This is a genomic window from Brucella daejeonensis (assembly GCF_014199265.1).
Taxonomy (GTDB): domain Bacteria; phylum Pseudomonadota; class Alphaproteobacteria; order Rhizobiales; family Rhizobiaceae; genus Brucella; species Brucella daejeonensis.
The window spans coordinates 189,851-204,577 of sequence record NZ_JACIJG010000006.1 but is presented as its reverse complement, the minus strand read 5'-3'; the positions used below and the strand labels follow the sequence as shown (position 1 = coordinate 204,577).

Below are 14,727 nucleotides of genomic sequence, written 5' to 3'. Positions count from 1 at the left end.
GACGCGGATTGTCAGCTTGAATTTTGATGATGGATTAGCGCTTCCAGACCAAAGCGCGGATCAGCCAAGTTCCGCCTTGGTAATTTGGAGTTCCAGAAGAACCGGAAACTGTTCGTGCTTGAATAGCGTAAGTGTTGTTACCTTGCACGGCAGAAGGATCAATAAATAAGCCGTCGCACGAAACACTAAATGAAACACTTCCCGAACTGCTTCTACTGGCCCCGTCATCCGCAGCAATAAATTCGCTTCCGGTTGTCAAATTGATAAATCTCAATTGTACAGCGGAAAAACCACCACTTCCGGGTATAGATGATTGGAAATTGGCGGAAGATCGAATTTCTGCGAAAGCCGTTCCGGCTTGCGGGTTATTAGTTACCATCGTTGCAATTGTTACATACGACGTTGTTGTGGAACCACTGCTCGGAAAGCTACCGCTAGATTGATAATCTTGAGTGACGTTGTGAAAATCGAGATTGCTGGTTTTTACCTGAAGGTCACCGATCTTCGCAGACGTGATAGCGGCATTCGCAATTTGGGCTGTGCCAATCGACACGTTGACGATCTTCGCCCAGTCCATGACGAAGCCTTCGCCGTACATGACATTGTTCTGGATGACGAATGGCTTGAAATACTGAGTGCCATTTGAGAACACGATCTGGTCTGCGATCATGACGACGCGGCCTTGCGTCGAATTCACATCGAGGAACAACCCGGCGCTCTTGTAGCTATCGGCAATACCGCCTCTAACTTCCATGCCGATGCGGGAATTCCAGCCACTGGGTGACACATAGGTTCCCATGCGGAATGTCGCACTAGCGCTGACATCATTAACGGTAGATGTCAGTTGCGTAATGGCTTCTGCTTGCGCTGCCACATCATCTTCTACACCGTCAACACGGACTTGCAGCAACTGGATAATGCTGGCACCGGTATTATCCCATAGCTGGGCGTTGATCCGGGTCAACTGCTGACCGATCGCACTATTCGGCCCCGTTGCGACGAAGATATCCTCCTGCCACTGCGCTTGCGCCGTACCGAACGAACTGCTCAATTCACGACGGATGGCCTGCCGGTCAGCATAGTTGCTGTTGTGGTTGTCAGCCGTGGTCGTGGCCAGTTCCTGCGCTTGCCGGATGATCTCCCGCATTTGCGGCCCGATCCATCCAAGGTAGCTTTTCAGGTCATCATCCAAGCCCTCGTAATCGACCGGGCTTTGATCACCGCGAGCATTAAGCGTAGTGAACGGCGTAGCCGCCGCCCACGCGACCGAGCGACCATTATCGACGCGCAGGCGGGTGCGAACGAACCAGTCCGTCAGCGAAGTCAGACCTTCAACAATGGGAACGTTGGTCACATCCCAAGTCACAAACTTCGTGAATACCTGAGACGGATCATTGGCAGGCCAATACTCGATATCGACCCCGACGACAGAAATGTCATCAATCGTATCCCACAGCAGCCGAACGCCCGGCAGTTCACCCTGACCGTCAGCACCCACGAGGATAGGAATAACATCGAAGTTTTGGACCTCTGCCAGATACTGCGGTGGCGGCACAACGATGATGTTCGGCGGGGTTGTCTCATATGCCGTGGGATCGAACACGCCATTGCTGATCTGCTGCAACGATATCGCAATATCGCGGGCGCCGTCCGTATTGATGCCGCCAAGCTGACGAGACAGAACCTGAAACGTCCGGTCACCATACTTTGCGCTGTTCCAGCGTATCCACCTGCCTTCCTTGATCATGTCGAGGAATTTCGGATGCACGACGATTTCGGCCGACGCCTGATATCGAGCGCCACGAATGGCGATATCGGCCAGCCGGTCCACCTGGCGAGAGTCAGTGACAGCACCGTAGGGAATAGCGCTTGCAAGCGTTTCACGATCTTCGGCAAGAGCGCCCGCATCGATGCGCGTGGCGGCGTCCTTGGTCTCGTAAAAGTCATCCGGCGAGACGTACGACGCGGCGACCGTATTGATAAGTTCCGTGCGCTTGCGCTTGGCACTGAAACGAAGCGGTGCGCCACGCTTGATATCGTTGTCCGTGATCGTTGCGACAATGGCCTGCGGAGCTCCAGCAATCGGGAACTCGCCGTCAACACGTTCAACCCACGAACCGCACATTGCTTCAAGGATCGGCGTCAGATTGGCATCGTGGTTTGCACCGGGACCGTCCTTGGCAATCGCGTGGGCACGATAGCGCTTCGAACCGTCCGACATGATTTCGTCGCAGATGTTCGCAGCCTGGGTGTATTCTGCCAACGGCAGACGGCTTGCACGAACACCCTTGCCAACCATGCGCTGGGTTCCGTTGAAAAAACCACGCTCCAGATTGTAAATCTGCACCACGGGGTTATCGGAATATTCCCATGTGCTCTGATCGTCCCATCGATGGGAACCAGAACCGCCCATCGTGCTGTCCTTGCGCCAGTCGTAAAGCGGAGCACCCACGACCTCGAATAAAATCTTTGCTGGCGAGGTCAGGCCATCGCCATTCTTGCGCAGTTCAGAAAACACGATTGCATAGGCAACACCGGCACCACGATGGTTGACAGTCCATCGTCCAGTGGGACGGGCTTCATTGATCAGCGTCGGCTCTGCCTGCTGATCCATCGTGCCATAGTAGAATTTGACCCTGACGTTATCGTGGTCGTCACCACTCGTGCCTTCGTTCGGCACAAGCCAGTAGCCGTCAGCGTCCTGCTGGACGAGATCGCGCCATTGGCCGTTATAACGAACACGCGGCACGGACGTTATGCGAAAGCTCGACAGGACGAACACGTCCTGTATCTGCCGGCCGCCCGATCCGTAGCTGTTGCGGTAGATATGGTGGCCTTCGGTTGCGCAGGTGCCGAGAATGACAGAGCGCGGAATATTCGCACCGTACTGCGTTTCCAGTTCCGAGGCGCGGCTTTGCGTCTTGGGAGGAAACAGCGCATTGACGGCATATTTGAGCGCGATACCGAACGCAGTTTGCGCAATACCGGCGAGGATCGGGCTTGCCGCGGCCCATGCGGCCACGCTTGATACAAGCCCGCCGATAGCGGTGAAGATAGGCGCAAGAAATGGCATCAGCACATCCCATGGAATAGGCGCAACAAAACAGGCCCGCGATTGCGAGCCGTTAAGCGCATCGAATTATCAGTATGATCAGTCGCCTACCTTGTAGGCTTGTTCGATCTCTGTGATCGGGAAGAATGTCAGCCCGTGCGGCTGCTTGACCGCAAAACCGGACCCACAAATGAACCCGGCGGTATATTCGCCATTGATGATCATCACGCCGACATCCCCACGGCGGGCGGCAAAACGGTTCACGGGTTCAAGCTCAAGATACTTCTCGAACACGTCCCGGACATTCTCGCATCCATTCTGGAGCATCTTCCGGGCGGCGCCCTTTTCCGTTTTGTACTTGCCGCGGAACTTGGCCAGTGGATCGGTGCCCGTCACGGCAAACATGGCGTCAGCAGCGGTCAGAAGACAATCGGATTTTCCCCATTCCGGGGCGATACCGATATGGGCTGTGGCGACATCTTCAAGCGCACGATCCCAACCGTGAACCCTAGCCAAACTTGATTTTGAAGAATTCATTCTTGATCCTCGCGGCATACTCGAAAAGCATGTCGCCCGGTGAAACCAGCTGCTGATCCTCATGCGAGGCGTACCGATAACCCTCACGGAAATTATCGACCGCGCCTGTCTCGATATGTCCTTCCAGCCAGATTTCCTCGCCTTCCTCCCGGTGATCGATGGTATCGACATAGCCGTGCCAGGTCGGTTCTGCGTGGAGGAAAGCGTTCGTGTCCGGATCGAAATAGAAGTCGTAGAAAGTGACCGGGCGGTTCTTGTAATCTTCTTGCTCGATCTGGCCGAGCTTATCTGGCGTCAGACCGAAGTCGGCGGCAGCGGGAAGCTTCATCGTAATTGGCTGTGCCGCCGTTCCGAGCGCATAGCGCGGCTCTTCAACATCAATCAGTGTATTGCCGTGATAGGTCAGCCCGGAATAGTCCAGACTGCCTTTCCCTGAGAAAAAGCCGTAAACACCGGTTCCGAACTCAAACTTGGCGGCTGATGCGATCTTGGCCCTGCCTTCGTCAAGCAACTGCTGCAATCGTGCTGGAAACGCCATTACTTGGGCACCTCCACAAGCTGGAATGATGCGTCTGGATAGAAGCCTTCACCGATATCCAGACTGTTCGGCAGAAGCCGCATGTTCATGACAGGCTCCTTGAAACGAACTGTCGAACCAACGCCAATGTAGGACGGCAAGAAAGGCTCGATCTTCACCTGCAAGGTTGTGCTTGCCGCTGTTGCGTCAGCTACGATCCGGGCAATGAACCTGTAATCGCCTATCGAGAAGCCAATCAGGTCGCCGTCCATCAGCTTCAGACCGATAGCAACGCCGTTAAAGGTCAACGTGTTGCCATTGATCGCAGCAAGAGAGGCCGTGCCGGTGATAGCCGGATTGTTCGCATCACCCCAGTAGGCTTGAGGAATGCAAGCATGTTTCGGTGTGTAAAGGACCGTCACCTGACCGCCCCGACAGCGATCAACGAACGCCTCAAGCTTCTGACGCTGTGCTGGCGTCAAGGAAATGATGCGCGCTGTCCACTGCCAGAACGGGTCTCCATTCTCGATAAAGGATATGACCCGCTGCCCGTAGCGCGATGACGAAACACTGCGAACGAGCTTCAGCGGGGTATCCTGATAATTCAGGCCAGTAGGAAGACTTTCAGCCATTACTTTACCAGTCCTCTTTGATTGACCTGTCGCAGATCGCGAGCGGTTCTTACGGCCCCGCCACGGTCATAAGCGTTGATCCCCTGCTTGAATGTCTGCTGGGAAACGTCGCGAATGATCGGCGCGATATTGCCGTCCGCATCCTTCGACCATCCGAGCGTCACGTGAACGCCGGTCGATCCATTGGAATTTGCAGCCGACGGAATGGAAGGCACACGCGGCGCGGAAACACCGCCACGTGCGATAGAACCCAGAATGTCATTCGGAATGACCTGCGCACCGCGAGGGATGTTCAGAAGTTCTGGCCCGCGTTCACCGACCAGAGCGAGGCCGCCCGGAGCGGCGTTTGTTCCGGTTGCAAAGCCCGGTACCCCCTTGAGGAAGTTCCCCAAAGTCGTATTCGCCTGGAACCCGCCGCCGAACAATCCGCCGCCAAGATTGGCGAACAGTCCATTGATGGCGCTATTCGTTCCCATCTCGATCAGCATCTGCGCTAACCGGCTGACCGAGTTGCGAAGGATGTCCATCGCATCGGCGCTGTTCAGGATGTCGTTTGCCAGACCTTGGGCGAAGTCCAAAGCCCGGTCCCGACCGATTGCCAGTTGTTCATTGAGCCGGATCTGGTTGCCAATGGCCTGTCCATACTCGCTATCAGGGCTGATCCCGGCATTGCGAAGCTGGCTTGCAACGCGCTGTTCTGTCGGGCTGCGGAACAACTGCTCGCGTTCGAAACGTAGCTCTTCTGCAAGCGCAAGGGCCGAAACACGTTCCGCCGCCTTACCGTAAGCGTCGGCCAGCCCCTCTATCTGCTGGAGTTGGGCTGCGCTGATAGCGCGGCCCTTGTCCTGTGCCCGCTGAAGAAGCTCCAGTTTCATGCGCATGGACTCGGCAGCTACGCCAGTCTTGCCGACAAGCTGCTCTTCCAGCATCAGCTGGTCAATGCGATCCTGAGCGGACTTGACCAGATCGCGGTAGGCATTCGCATCGCGCGCGGCCTTTCGATCCTCCGCTGTACGCTTCGGCTTCTTCTCAAGCTCTTTCCGCTGACGTTCTAGAGCATCAATAGCGTCCTGGTTTCCACCGAAACGGTCATTGAATGACTTCGGATCGAGACCCGGCCCCATGTGCCGACCTTCCCGCCCCGGCGCACCTTTCCAAATGCCGTCAATTTCGGCCTTAGCATTGGCCGCCGCCTTCGACAGTCGAAGAATTTCTTCGACGTGACTTTGCAGGTTTGGGGCATTAGCCGACAAGTCGCCCAGAGCCTTGCGAAGCTCATCAACAGATAGTTTCCCGTCCTTGAACTGTTCGTACAGCTTTTGCGCTTCGTCTCGCGCTTTGGCAGAACTGACCCGATTTATGGCGTCCTGTAGCGCGCCAAAAGAAGCAGCGTACCTGTCAACCTCGCCAGACACGCTACCCAGACGACTTTCACTATCGTATGCCGCATCGGTAAACTTCAGGAGGTCTGCTGCTGCATCCTGTGTCAGCTTCCCTGTCTCAGCCAGCCGCCCGATTTCTTCGCGGAAGACGGCAACCTTTGGAGCGCCCGATTGCACTGAGTTAAAAAACGCCTCAATTGCTTGTTCGGCAGGTTTGAAAACCGCTTTGGTTCCCATAACGCCCTCGCCTACATTTTCCAATGTACCGGAAAGAATTGCGGCATATGCGGCACGGGCGTCTTTAATCTGTTTCTCTATAGCCTGCTTCTGATCATCCTTAAGCGAAATTCCTACAACGGCAGGGCTTTCAGTCGCATACTTCTGCTGCTCTTTGATTGCCTGTTCGTATGCGGGACCGAGACGCTTAATATTCTCCTCATGCTGTTTGATTATGTCATCGGCAGTCTTTACATCTCCGGCTGACGCAATGTATTGAGCCAATGCCGCACCCGCCGCGATTACACCTATTGTGACAAGCGAAACCGGGCTAACAATCGAGGCAAAGGCAGCGCCGATGCCTTTGATAACGTCGCGGCCTTTGCCCATCTCGTTAAAGACGGCGGAAAGCTGTGTGCCTTGCTGAAGTGCGATCTGGATAGGCGACATGCCCATAGCTGACGTGACGGCGATATCCTGAAACTGAGCGGCGATGTTGGCAGTCTGAAAGCTGCCCGGTCCACTGGACTTACGCATCGACGCAACGGCAGAATTACGCTGCTTGATTGCCGCGATACTATCCAGCGTGGCCTTGCGCTCTCGCTGAATAGCTGTCGTCATTTCTTCAGCAGAGATAGCGCCAATTCGGTGCGCCTGCTGAATGCCCACGACGCTTTCCTGATACTGCCGGACAGCTGCGAACACAGGATTGTAACGCATGCGCAGCTTTTCAAGCTCTGCACCCTGCTGGGCAAGCGCGCCGGTCCACTGCTTGGAAGCCTTGGTACCGATCCCGACCATCTCATTGATGCGTGACTGCATGGCGGTGGTGATCGAATTATCGATGCCTTTGCCCATGGCTTCGAACTTCTTGACCACGCCGCTAGACGAAGCAGCAACATCGGCCTCAAGCTTCTTCAGGCTTCGGCGCACCGTCGCCATGTCGGTGCTGATACTGATAATCAGATCATCTGTCTTGTCGGCCATGGGAAAGGCGTCCTATAAGAACCCATCACTTTGGGCTTGGGAGAATGAAATGCGATTGGAAGTTCGTTCGAAGACTGAACTGAACCAGACTGGCTGGGTCGGTGCCGCTCTACTGATCCTTGGGCCGCTTGCGATGGCCTTCTCGGTCATAATGTTGGTCAACGCCCCAAGGTACTCAGTTGGAAGCAACCCCGCCCAAGCATGGGCAGTTGTCTGCGCGCTGGCTTCGGTCCTACCGTTTGTCGGCTACGTGATGTTTTCGATTGGAAAAGAGACCACGTCGGTTGCAGTCAGCGGCGAGGATGTGAAGTAAGTCAGCCGTACTTCGCCAGCAGCCACGCCATTTCACCGTCGGTTGGTCCGCCTGACTTCTTTCTCTTGATGCCTTTGGCCTCACAGTAGCCGTCAATCGCGTTGACCAGTTCCGTGAGTGTAGAACGCCAGAACGTGTCTGGCGTCCACCGTAGGGCACCGTAGGCGGTTTTCTGCCAATGCCGCCAAGGGAGCGGTTGCTCTACTTCTTCCCCTTGACGGCTGCGCCGTTTCCCTCATCATCATCGAAATGATGGGAGAGAGCCTTGGAAAATGCCTCTGCGATGGCCTTGAAGTGCTTGAGCTTCAGAACCTTGAGAGCGTCCTCGGCCTTGCCCTTCACCGCCAGAGCAGGCAGAGCGGCCCGCGTGGCTGATACTTCCGTGGCAGATAGCCGGGTGAAAAGGTCGTGAAGCGACTTGCATTCAAGCCGACTGGAGAGGACAGAAAGCCCCTCCATTTCGGCGGCGATGACAAGAGGCACATCACCAACCCACAAGGCCACCTCGCCACGTGCTTCGTTGACCGAAAGCGGAAATTCCTTCTCGGCCATTGATTATACCTCTGCTTCGAAGGTGAGCGGTCCAGCGGCAACAAAGGTAGCGCTGAAATCCATGTTGCCTTCATCCTCGCCCGAAAGCTCATAGTCGGAAACGAACCAAGGCCCGGTGAACGTGCCCATACCGGGAACGCTGACCTGAGCATTGAACTTGGTCGCATCGATCACGTGCTGAACGAAGGTCGAGCTATCCGCGCCAGCGATGTACTTGCCATTGCCGGTAAAGGTGCGGTTCTTGATGCCCGGTTCTGCCGTCTTCTGAGGCGTTGCGGCTGGGTTCTGGCAGTCGCGAACGGTCGTATCAACCTCATTGGCCGACATGTTGAAGGATGTGGTTTGCAGGCCGCAAAGGTTTTTGAAGGTTTCCGGGCCGGGAGTAATGTTGCCGTCACCGATCTTGATCAGGAGAAGGCGGCCAATCTGCTGTCCATCAGCCATGGGTAAAAGTCCTCTATTGCCGGATCGACCATCGAACCGGTTCAGTTGCGTCAAGTTGTGAGGGGATCGGCGCTTAAAGCGCTTCTATGTAAGCCAGAAAATCGCTGACCGAATGGGACAGGATGCCGTCTGGCTGGCGGATATACTCGGTTTTTATGCGTGAAAGACTGATCAGCCTATAGCCCGCGACATCCAGCGGATATTCGTGGAGCGCGTCATTCACGGCTTGGGCAATCTCTTTCACTTCCTTGTAGCCGCGATGGTCTGACCATCCGTCCACCTGGAAATAGACCCGATAGGATTTCTTGCAGGTGACATCGTCCTGAAAGTTATATTCGTCTCCCAGCGTCACATACGGATACGCAGCCTCCAGCGTGGACATGTCGTAAACGCCCGATCCCACGATGTCAGTCAGCGGAGTGAAGGCCAGCAGCCGGTTATAGACGGCAACCTGCAAGCTGTTGCTGAGTGATGCCATTACTTGCCTCTTGCCTTTCTGACCGCCTTGTTGATCGCGTCCCGAACGCGGCGCTTGGCCTTACGCTGCATGGCTCGCCATGTCGGGAAGATATGCGGTTGCTTCGCAGTGCCGGGGTGACGTGTTCCGGGTGCTGCGCCCTTATTGATATGCGGCTTGGTGCCAAATTCGAGAAAGCGCCAGATGTACTCAGCATAGACGCCGGTCGCATCCGGGTCTTTGGAGCGGCTCTGACCGATCCCGATATTTCCCAGATTGTCGCGCTGCAATCCGCCTTGGATGCTGGCCCGGTATTTCCCGGCCTGTCTCGGCTTGCCGGTGAATGGATCAGTTGCAGGCCCGATAGGCGCTTTCGCCGCGATGGCGTTGGCTGCTTCTTTCGCAATCTGCAACTTTGCTTCAGCCGCGTTCTTTTCCGCGTCTGGCACCAACTGGCGAAGCCGCCGGTTCAGCGCCTCGCGCCCCTGAATTGTCGCCTTGATCGCCATGCGGAGCCTCGCCCTTGCGTGGTGTGTTGATGCGCTCGATTTTTCCTTGAGCTTCCGCCATGTCAGCGCATCGAGTGGTGACGTTGCCGGTAAACCCTGCCGGATATCGTTGCGTGACGGCAGGTGTCGCAGGAAAGTTGAAAACCTCTTTGAACCGTACCCAAGGCATGGCTTGCTCCTTAGATGGTCACGCCGCTTTCCGCAGTGACTTCCAGAAACTTCCGGTCATCGGTCGGGACAACGGCGCGAATGTTGTACTTGGTGCCGGTGCGCGTATCGCGCATGACGGTATCCGTCTTGATCAGTCGGGTGCGCTCGTTCCGTCGGATCGTGGCGACAACGGGCTGTTTGCCATTGAGACGTGCCGCCTGCACAGTTTCACCGCCACGTAGGAAGCGGAAATGTGCCCGTGTGGTGATTGTCTCAGGCACCTGATTGTAACCGCCTTGGCCGTCCGGCTGGCTGGTCATGATGTCGAACGCGACCGCCTGATTGAGGTCGCCGGGTCGAATGTTTGCCATGGTTGCCTCAGATCGCCACAGGATCGCGAAGTTGATAGAGGATGGAGGATACCGGCTTGGGAAGCGTGCCGGTGCCGAAGCTGTCGTCTGCGCTCTGATCCGGGGCATTGTAGAGATAGCCAACCAGCATGATCGTTGCGACTTTCACGCGGGGGTCATCCGTGCCGCCGCTTTCGTTGGTCACTTCTCCCACACGGGTATCCAGATAAGCCGCAATGCGCTCGGACGCGGCGGCTATCAGCATTTCAAATTGTGCATTATCCTCGGTAGCCTCGATATCGAAATGCAGGCCGCGCTTGGCTTCTGCGACGGTGACGAAATTATAGGCCATTATTCACCGTCCTTCGGGATAGTGACCCGTATCGGCTGATTAGGACTCGCTGGCGCGATCTTTCCGTCTTTGCCGTCTCTGCCCTTCTTGACTGCCAAACGCCAGCCCTTGGCGTTGTCTGGCTTTTCTGTCGTACTTTCCTGAGCAATCCAGAAGCTGCCAGCCCACGTCACGCCGTCGCCGGGTTCATAGGTCTTACCTTCGGAGAACACGCCACGGTCGATCACGACAGGCAGAACCAAGGGGAACTCCTTGCTCTGCTTACCGCGAACGAATTTCAGCGTTACCGTTTTTTCCCCATCGTACTCGACAGACAGATCATCAAAGCCAAGGCCGTCGGCACCTGGCTTGCCATCATCACCGACAACATTGCCCAGTTCCTTTGTTTCACCGTTCGAGAACGTCAGCACGAGCTTGTTTTCCCGGTCGATCAAAGCGCTTTTGACGCTGATTGGTTCCGGTCGGTCGAGCAATTCCGCAACACGCTTTTCCAGCGCTTCGATACGGCCGTCATAGGTCTCAAACGAGCGGTCCACATAAGCCTTGACCGCTTCGAACCCCTCATCGAATATCTTCTGTAGGTCCATCATGCGGCCTTTCGTGGATTGGCTTGACCGGCGAACAGCGCTTTGACGGCCACCGTCGAGACGGTCTTGTCCACTGCCGGAGGCTCTGGCTGAGGCTGGGCTGGCACCGGTTGCGATTTGTTGAACGGATCGGCCTGACTATCGCGCTTGGCGAGAGCTTCAAGGCTGAAATTCTGCTGCTGAAGCATGGGGCTGTTGCCACCCGGCTTGGGCGGCAGGTTCAAGCGCTTGCGCTGCTCATTCGGTGATAGAATGCCCTTGGATTTGTCGAGCGCATCCATTTGCGTGACGGTATCCATGCGCAACAGGTTTTCGGTGTCCAGTTCCGTGCCAAGGTTGGGGCCGGTGCCGAGTCCTTCATCAAGGCAAAGCTCAATGCTCTCGATCAGGATTTGAAGGCACTGCGAATAATATTCAAGGTTCAGGCTCTGAACGTTATTGTTCGTCGGCATCTGTCCTACGCCAGCCTTGTAAGGCGGCACATGATAGACCGAACAAACGACTTCAGCCGACCATTTCAGCTGTTCGATAAGCTGGCTGTCGGTTGCCTTGGCTTTCAGCGGGTCATACTTCAGGCCATCGCCCAGCACCGCGACCTTTCCGACATTGTTGCCCTTGAACTCGGTATTCCAATGTTCGGTGATGCGCTTGGCCGTTGCTTCGCTGATTTCGCTATCGCTGGAAAGGATGCCGCCGGGCTGCGCGCCATTCTGGAAAAAGGCAGTGCTATCGTTCTGGATCGAAAGCCCATGCATTGCGGCGAGGCCACCTGCAAATATTGGTGACATGCCAACCAGTGGATGAAAGAAGCAGTTGAAACGGTCGTGAATGATTTCGCGCGCGGGGACTCGGACCGAAGTTGGAAGGCCCGCAAGGTTATCCGTGCTCAGATCGTAAAAAACTGATCCGTCATCAGCCACAAGCACAGTTACCAGCTTGGGATCAAGAACATACAGCCCCACGACTTCACTGCGACCGTTGCGCGCCTTGAGCACATAGGTGTTCCCGTACTGGAGCTTTGACAGCACCCAGCTTTCCATGAACTGGATACGGTTCTGATACCTGTTGGGCTTGGCGAGTACTGCTGAAAACGGGTTGCGCGTGATTTCTGTCCATATCCCATTATCATCCAGATGCATGAGCCGAATAGGCAGTTTCGAGATATCAGAAGCGATCAGCGTCCGACACGCGAAATCAGCCGAGAACGACAGCACGCTATCGAATTTCACCTCGACGTTTCGTTGCCATGCGCCCGCAAAGCTCTCATAGATCGACAGCCAGCCGCTGCGCCCTTGTGTGACAGGCGAAACGGCTTTCTGTTCGCGCCTCATGATTGACCCGAAAATTCCCATTATTTCGCGTCCTTCGCCTCGGAAAGCTTCGCTTTGATCGTCTCAGCGTCCCAACCGTTAAAGGCGCGCTTTCCGAATACAGCCTGATATTCCTTGCGCAGATCGCCCAGCGCACCGGAAACCGGCTTTGATGTCTGTTCTTTCGCCTTGGGCTTGCGAATGACCTTTGCCCGCATGTCGGCGCGGGAATAACCGAGATTGCCCAGAATTACCGCGTAACGCGGATCATGCGCCTGCAATGCGCGGGTCATGTACGATTTCGACTTCATGGGGTTGATCTCCGAATGAGGAAACCAGCCGCGACGGGCGCGACTGGCATTGTCTGGTAGCGAGGCTTATGCGCCACCTTCCGGTGCTTCCGGCTCGCCCCATGCCACGCCGGTCAGGTAGGCAACAGCGCTTGCGCGACGACGCGCCCAATTGATGGTACGTTCCGCACGGAAGCCCACGCTGTTCGTCTGCCAGAGCGACACAAGGCCGGTTGCAGGCGTTGGCGTATCGCTGTCATGCGTCGGCGCGTTGTCCATTTCGAGCGATGCTTCCATGGACATATCGACGTTCACGTCACCGTCGTCGGCCTGATAGATGTCAGACGCATTGACCAGAGCAACGATGCCGTCAGGCACGTACTCGGACACGATCACCGGCAGGCCGGAGAGCGTACCGCCGTTCATGGTGATGCCTGGGAACTCTGCCTGACCAAGCGGGTTGGTCATGAGCGAGAGAGCAAGCGCCGTGGTGGCTTCCATGATGAACACGCCGGACGTTGGCGCATTGTTCGCGGCGATGAACGCACCGAAAAGTGCCTTCAGGTCGGCACGAACGGCATCAGCAGTGTTGCCCGACGACGGGATACCGGCCACTCCGTTCAGGATCGACGCCGGAGAGATATCAGCAACTGCGGCCTTGGCCGGGTTGATGAAATCGATATCCAGACGTTCGCGAAGTGCAGCGGCCAGCTGGTCACGCACAATAGCCTCAGCCGATGGCGAACTGTCGCGCAGTACTTCCATCGTCACGACAGCGATATTTGCGACTTTCAGCGGTGCAAGGTTGGTGCGGCTGAAGTCGAACTTGGTCAGCGGCTTGGCCTTGCCTTCACCAACCCAGTAACCGGAACCGCCCGAAGTCTGGCCGATCAGCGGCACGCGGAACGGCACGCGGCGAAGGGTCGGAACACCGTTGGCACCAAAACGGCCAAGGATGGTCTGAGGGCGAAGCCATTCCACGAAGTCGGCAAACAGGCTGGTTTCGTCGCCGACCAGATTGCCCGCCCAACTGGCATTACCCGTGCTCGCAGCCGGAACAGCGGCCTTGGCAAAGAAGCCGTAGATCTCGGAGTCCTCGCCGTAAAGGGTCTTGGCGACTTCGCGGACGTTCACAACGTCAATCTTCGAAAGTGCCTTCACCTTTGCGAGACGTGCAAACATGATGCCGGGTTCAAGCTTCGGGCCTTTCAGCGCGATGCCGGAACGAGCCGCAGCCGCCTTTTCAGCGGTATCAATCTGGTTGGCAACGACTGGCTTTGCAGTAAAGCCCTGTGCCTTTTCCAGCGCACGAAGCCGCTTCAGGTCACCGTCGATCTTCTCGACTTCGCCGTTAAGCGTGTCGAACTCTTCCTGTTCGGCGGCATCGGTCGAGCGACCTTCGTCAATCGACTTCTGCATGACAACGGCCATCTGGCCGGTCTTCGCATTTCGCGAAGCTTCCAGCGCCGCGATTTGTTCAGCAATGGTAGCCATTGCATTTCCTTTCTTCGAATTAAGGATGACTGGATTTGTGGATTTCCCCGCAGCGCCGGGGTTGGTCTTCGTCACGGGCGCCGGAATGCCAGACGCGGCAGGCAGACCCGTATCGAACTGTTTCACCGAAGTAATGGATGCTTCGGCATTGGCCGGGATGGTAACTGCGCTCAGTTCAAACCATTCCCATTTGGTAAACTTCCGGCCAAACGAACCGGGGATTTGCTCAGCTTCCATGCCTCGGAAGCCGATAGAGAGACCGCGAACGAGCTTCGCCTTGATAAGCTTCCAAGCGTTCTCGATTTCTTCGGTCACGTCCTTGGCAATCGTCGCCACGATCTCGATGCCAGAAGCGGTAACAGTGGCGTCGATCACATGCCCGATGGGCTTATCAGCCTTGTGCTGCCAGAGTAGAGGGAGTGGCAGCTTGAAAACCGCACCTTTCGGCTCCACCACGTCGCCGTCGCGATCCGTAGCCGGGGTGCTGGCAATGCCGGTAATTGTTCGCTCATCCTCATTTACCGCCTTGATTTCGAGCAAAGAGTATGCGCGCCGCGTCATATCCATGACGGACCTCCAAAGGTTCGAATTGACTG

16 protein-coding genes and 1 pseudogene are annotated in these 14,727 nt (G+C 56.2%); 1 reads left to right on the top strand and 16 read right to left on the bottom strand.

The genetic code is table 11. The features are described from left to right. Positions 1-34 precede the first annotated feature (34 nt). The 5 genes from FHS76_RS09910 to FHS76_RS09890 form a co-directional block, all read right to left on the bottom strand. The gene (locus FHS76_RS09910; RefSeq protein WP_183651448.1) at positions 35-3,073 is read right to left on the bottom strand and encodes a phage tail protein; all 3,039 of its coding nucleotides are present in this window, start codon (positions 3,071-3,073) and stop codon (positions 35-37) included. Between the two features lie 78 nt (positions 3,074-3,151). Then, positions 3,152-3,589 (bottom strand): DUF6950 family protein, encoded by a 438-nt coding sequence (locus tag FHS76_RS09905; protein ID WP_183651445.1) that lies wholly within the window; start codon positions 3,587-3,589, stop codon positions 3,152-3,154. Beyond that, entirely contained in the window at positions 3,561-4,127 is a 567-nt protein-coding gene (locus FHS76_RS09900; RefSeq protein ID WP_183651443.1) for a hypothetical protein, read from the bottom strand. Before FHS76_RS09900 ends, FHS76_RS09905 begins: the two co-directional genes overlap by 29 nt. Then, entirely contained in the window at positions 4,127-4,738 is a 612-nt protein-coding gene (locus FHS76_RS09895; RefSeq protein ID WP_183651440.1) for a hypothetical protein, read from the bottom strand. Before FHS76_RS09895 ends, FHS76_RS09900 begins: the two co-directional genes overlap by 1 nt. Then, on the bottom strand, positions 4,738-7,323 hold the full coding sequence (locus FHS76_RS09890; RefSeq protein ID WP_183651437.1) for a phage tail length tape measure family protein: 2,586 nt from the start codon (positions 7,321-7,323) through the stop codon (positions 4,738-4,740). Before FHS76_RS09890 ends, FHS76_RS09895 begins: the two co-directional genes overlap by 1 nt. A 49-nt stretch (positions 7,324-7,372) precedes the next feature. Here FHS76_RS09890 and FHS76_RS09885 point away from each other — a divergent pair, with 49 nt between their 5' ends. Continuing rightward, positions 7,373-7,636 (top strand): hypothetical protein, encoded by a 264-nt coding sequence (locus FHS76_RS09885; RefSeq protein WP_183651435.1) that lies wholly within the window; start codon positions 7,373-7,375, stop codon positions 7,634-7,636. A gap of 1 nt (position 7,637) precedes the next feature. On the opposite strand, the pseudogene FHS76_RS09880 reads toward FHS76_RS09885, so the two are convergent. The 11 genes and pseudogenes from FHS76_RS09880 to FHS76_RS09830 all read right to left on the bottom strand — a co-directional run. Further along, positions 7,638-7,814: pseudogene (locus FHS76_RS09880) on the bottom strand (phage tail assembly chaperone); the annotation flags it as partial. A gap of 23 nt (positions 7,815-7,837) precedes the next feature. Continuing rightward, positions 7,838-8,188, bottom strand: a complete 351-nt coding sequence (locus FHS76_RS09875) for a hypothetical protein (RefSeq protein ID WP_183651432.1) — start codon at positions 8,186-8,188, stop codon at positions 7,838-7,840. Positions 8,189-8,191: 3 nt separating this feature from the next. After that, positions 8,192-8,632 carry a phage tail tube protein gene (locus FHS76_RS09870; protein ID WP_183651429.1) on the bottom strand — a complete coding sequence of 147 codons (441 nt, stop codon included), beginning with the start codon at positions 8,630-8,632 and terminating at the stop codon, positions 8,192-8,194. A gap of 73 nt (positions 8,633-8,705) precedes the next feature. Continuing rightward, positions 8,706-9,110, bottom strand: coding sequence for a DUF3168 domain-containing protein (locus FHS76_RS09865; protein WP_183651426.1), 405 nt, complete (start codon positions 9,108-9,110; stop codon positions 8,706-8,708). Beyond that, complete coding sequence (locus tag FHS76_RS09860; protein ID WP_183651423.1) at positions 9,110-9,598, bottom strand: HK97 gp10 family phage protein; 489 nt, start codon at positions 9,596-9,598, stop codon at positions 9,110-9,112. The genes FHS76_RS09865 and FHS76_RS09860 overlap by 1 nt, the downstream gene beginning before the upstream one ends. 179 nt (positions 9,599-9,777) lie before the next feature. Beyond that, positions 9,778-10,119: a head-tail adaptor protein gene (locus FHS76_RS09855; RefSeq protein ID WP_183651420.1), complete on the bottom strand. Its 342-nt coding sequence runs from the start codon at positions 10,117-10,119 to the stop codon at positions 9,778-9,780. A 7-nt stretch (positions 10,120-10,126) separates the two neighbouring features. Continuing rightward, on the bottom strand, positions 10,127-10,450 hold the full coding sequence (locus tag FHS76_RS09850; protein WP_183651417.1) for a head-tail connector protein: 324 nt from the start codon (positions 10,448-10,450) through the stop codon (positions 10,127-10,129). Then, positions 10,450-11,040, bottom strand: a complete 591-nt coding sequence (locus tag FHS76_RS09845; RefSeq protein ID WP_183651414.1) for a hypothetical protein — start codon at positions 11,038-11,040, stop codon at positions 10,450-10,452. Before FHS76_RS09845 ends, FHS76_RS09850 begins: the two co-directional genes overlap by 1 nt. Next, a complete protein-coding gene (locus tag FHS76_RS09840) occupies positions 11,037-12,368 on the bottom strand; it encodes a phage portal protein (RefSeq protein WP_235992625.1) in 1,332 nt (443 codons plus the stop codon). The genes FHS76_RS09845 and FHS76_RS09840 overlap by 4 nt, the downstream gene beginning before the upstream one ends. A gap of 20 nt (positions 12,369-12,388) precedes the next feature. Further along, positions 12,389-12,658, bottom strand: coding sequence for a hypothetical protein (locus FHS76_RS09835; RefSeq protein ID WP_183651408.1), 270 nt, complete (start codon positions 12,656-12,658; stop codon positions 12,389-12,391). 66 nt (positions 12,659-12,724) lie between these two features. Next, positions 12,725-14,698 (bottom strand): phage major capsid protein, encoded by a 1,974-nt coding sequence (locus FHS76_RS09830; protein ID WP_210306059.1) that lies wholly within the window; start codon positions 14,696-14,698, stop codon positions 12,725-12,727. Positions 14,699-14,727 lie beyond the last annotated feature (29 nt).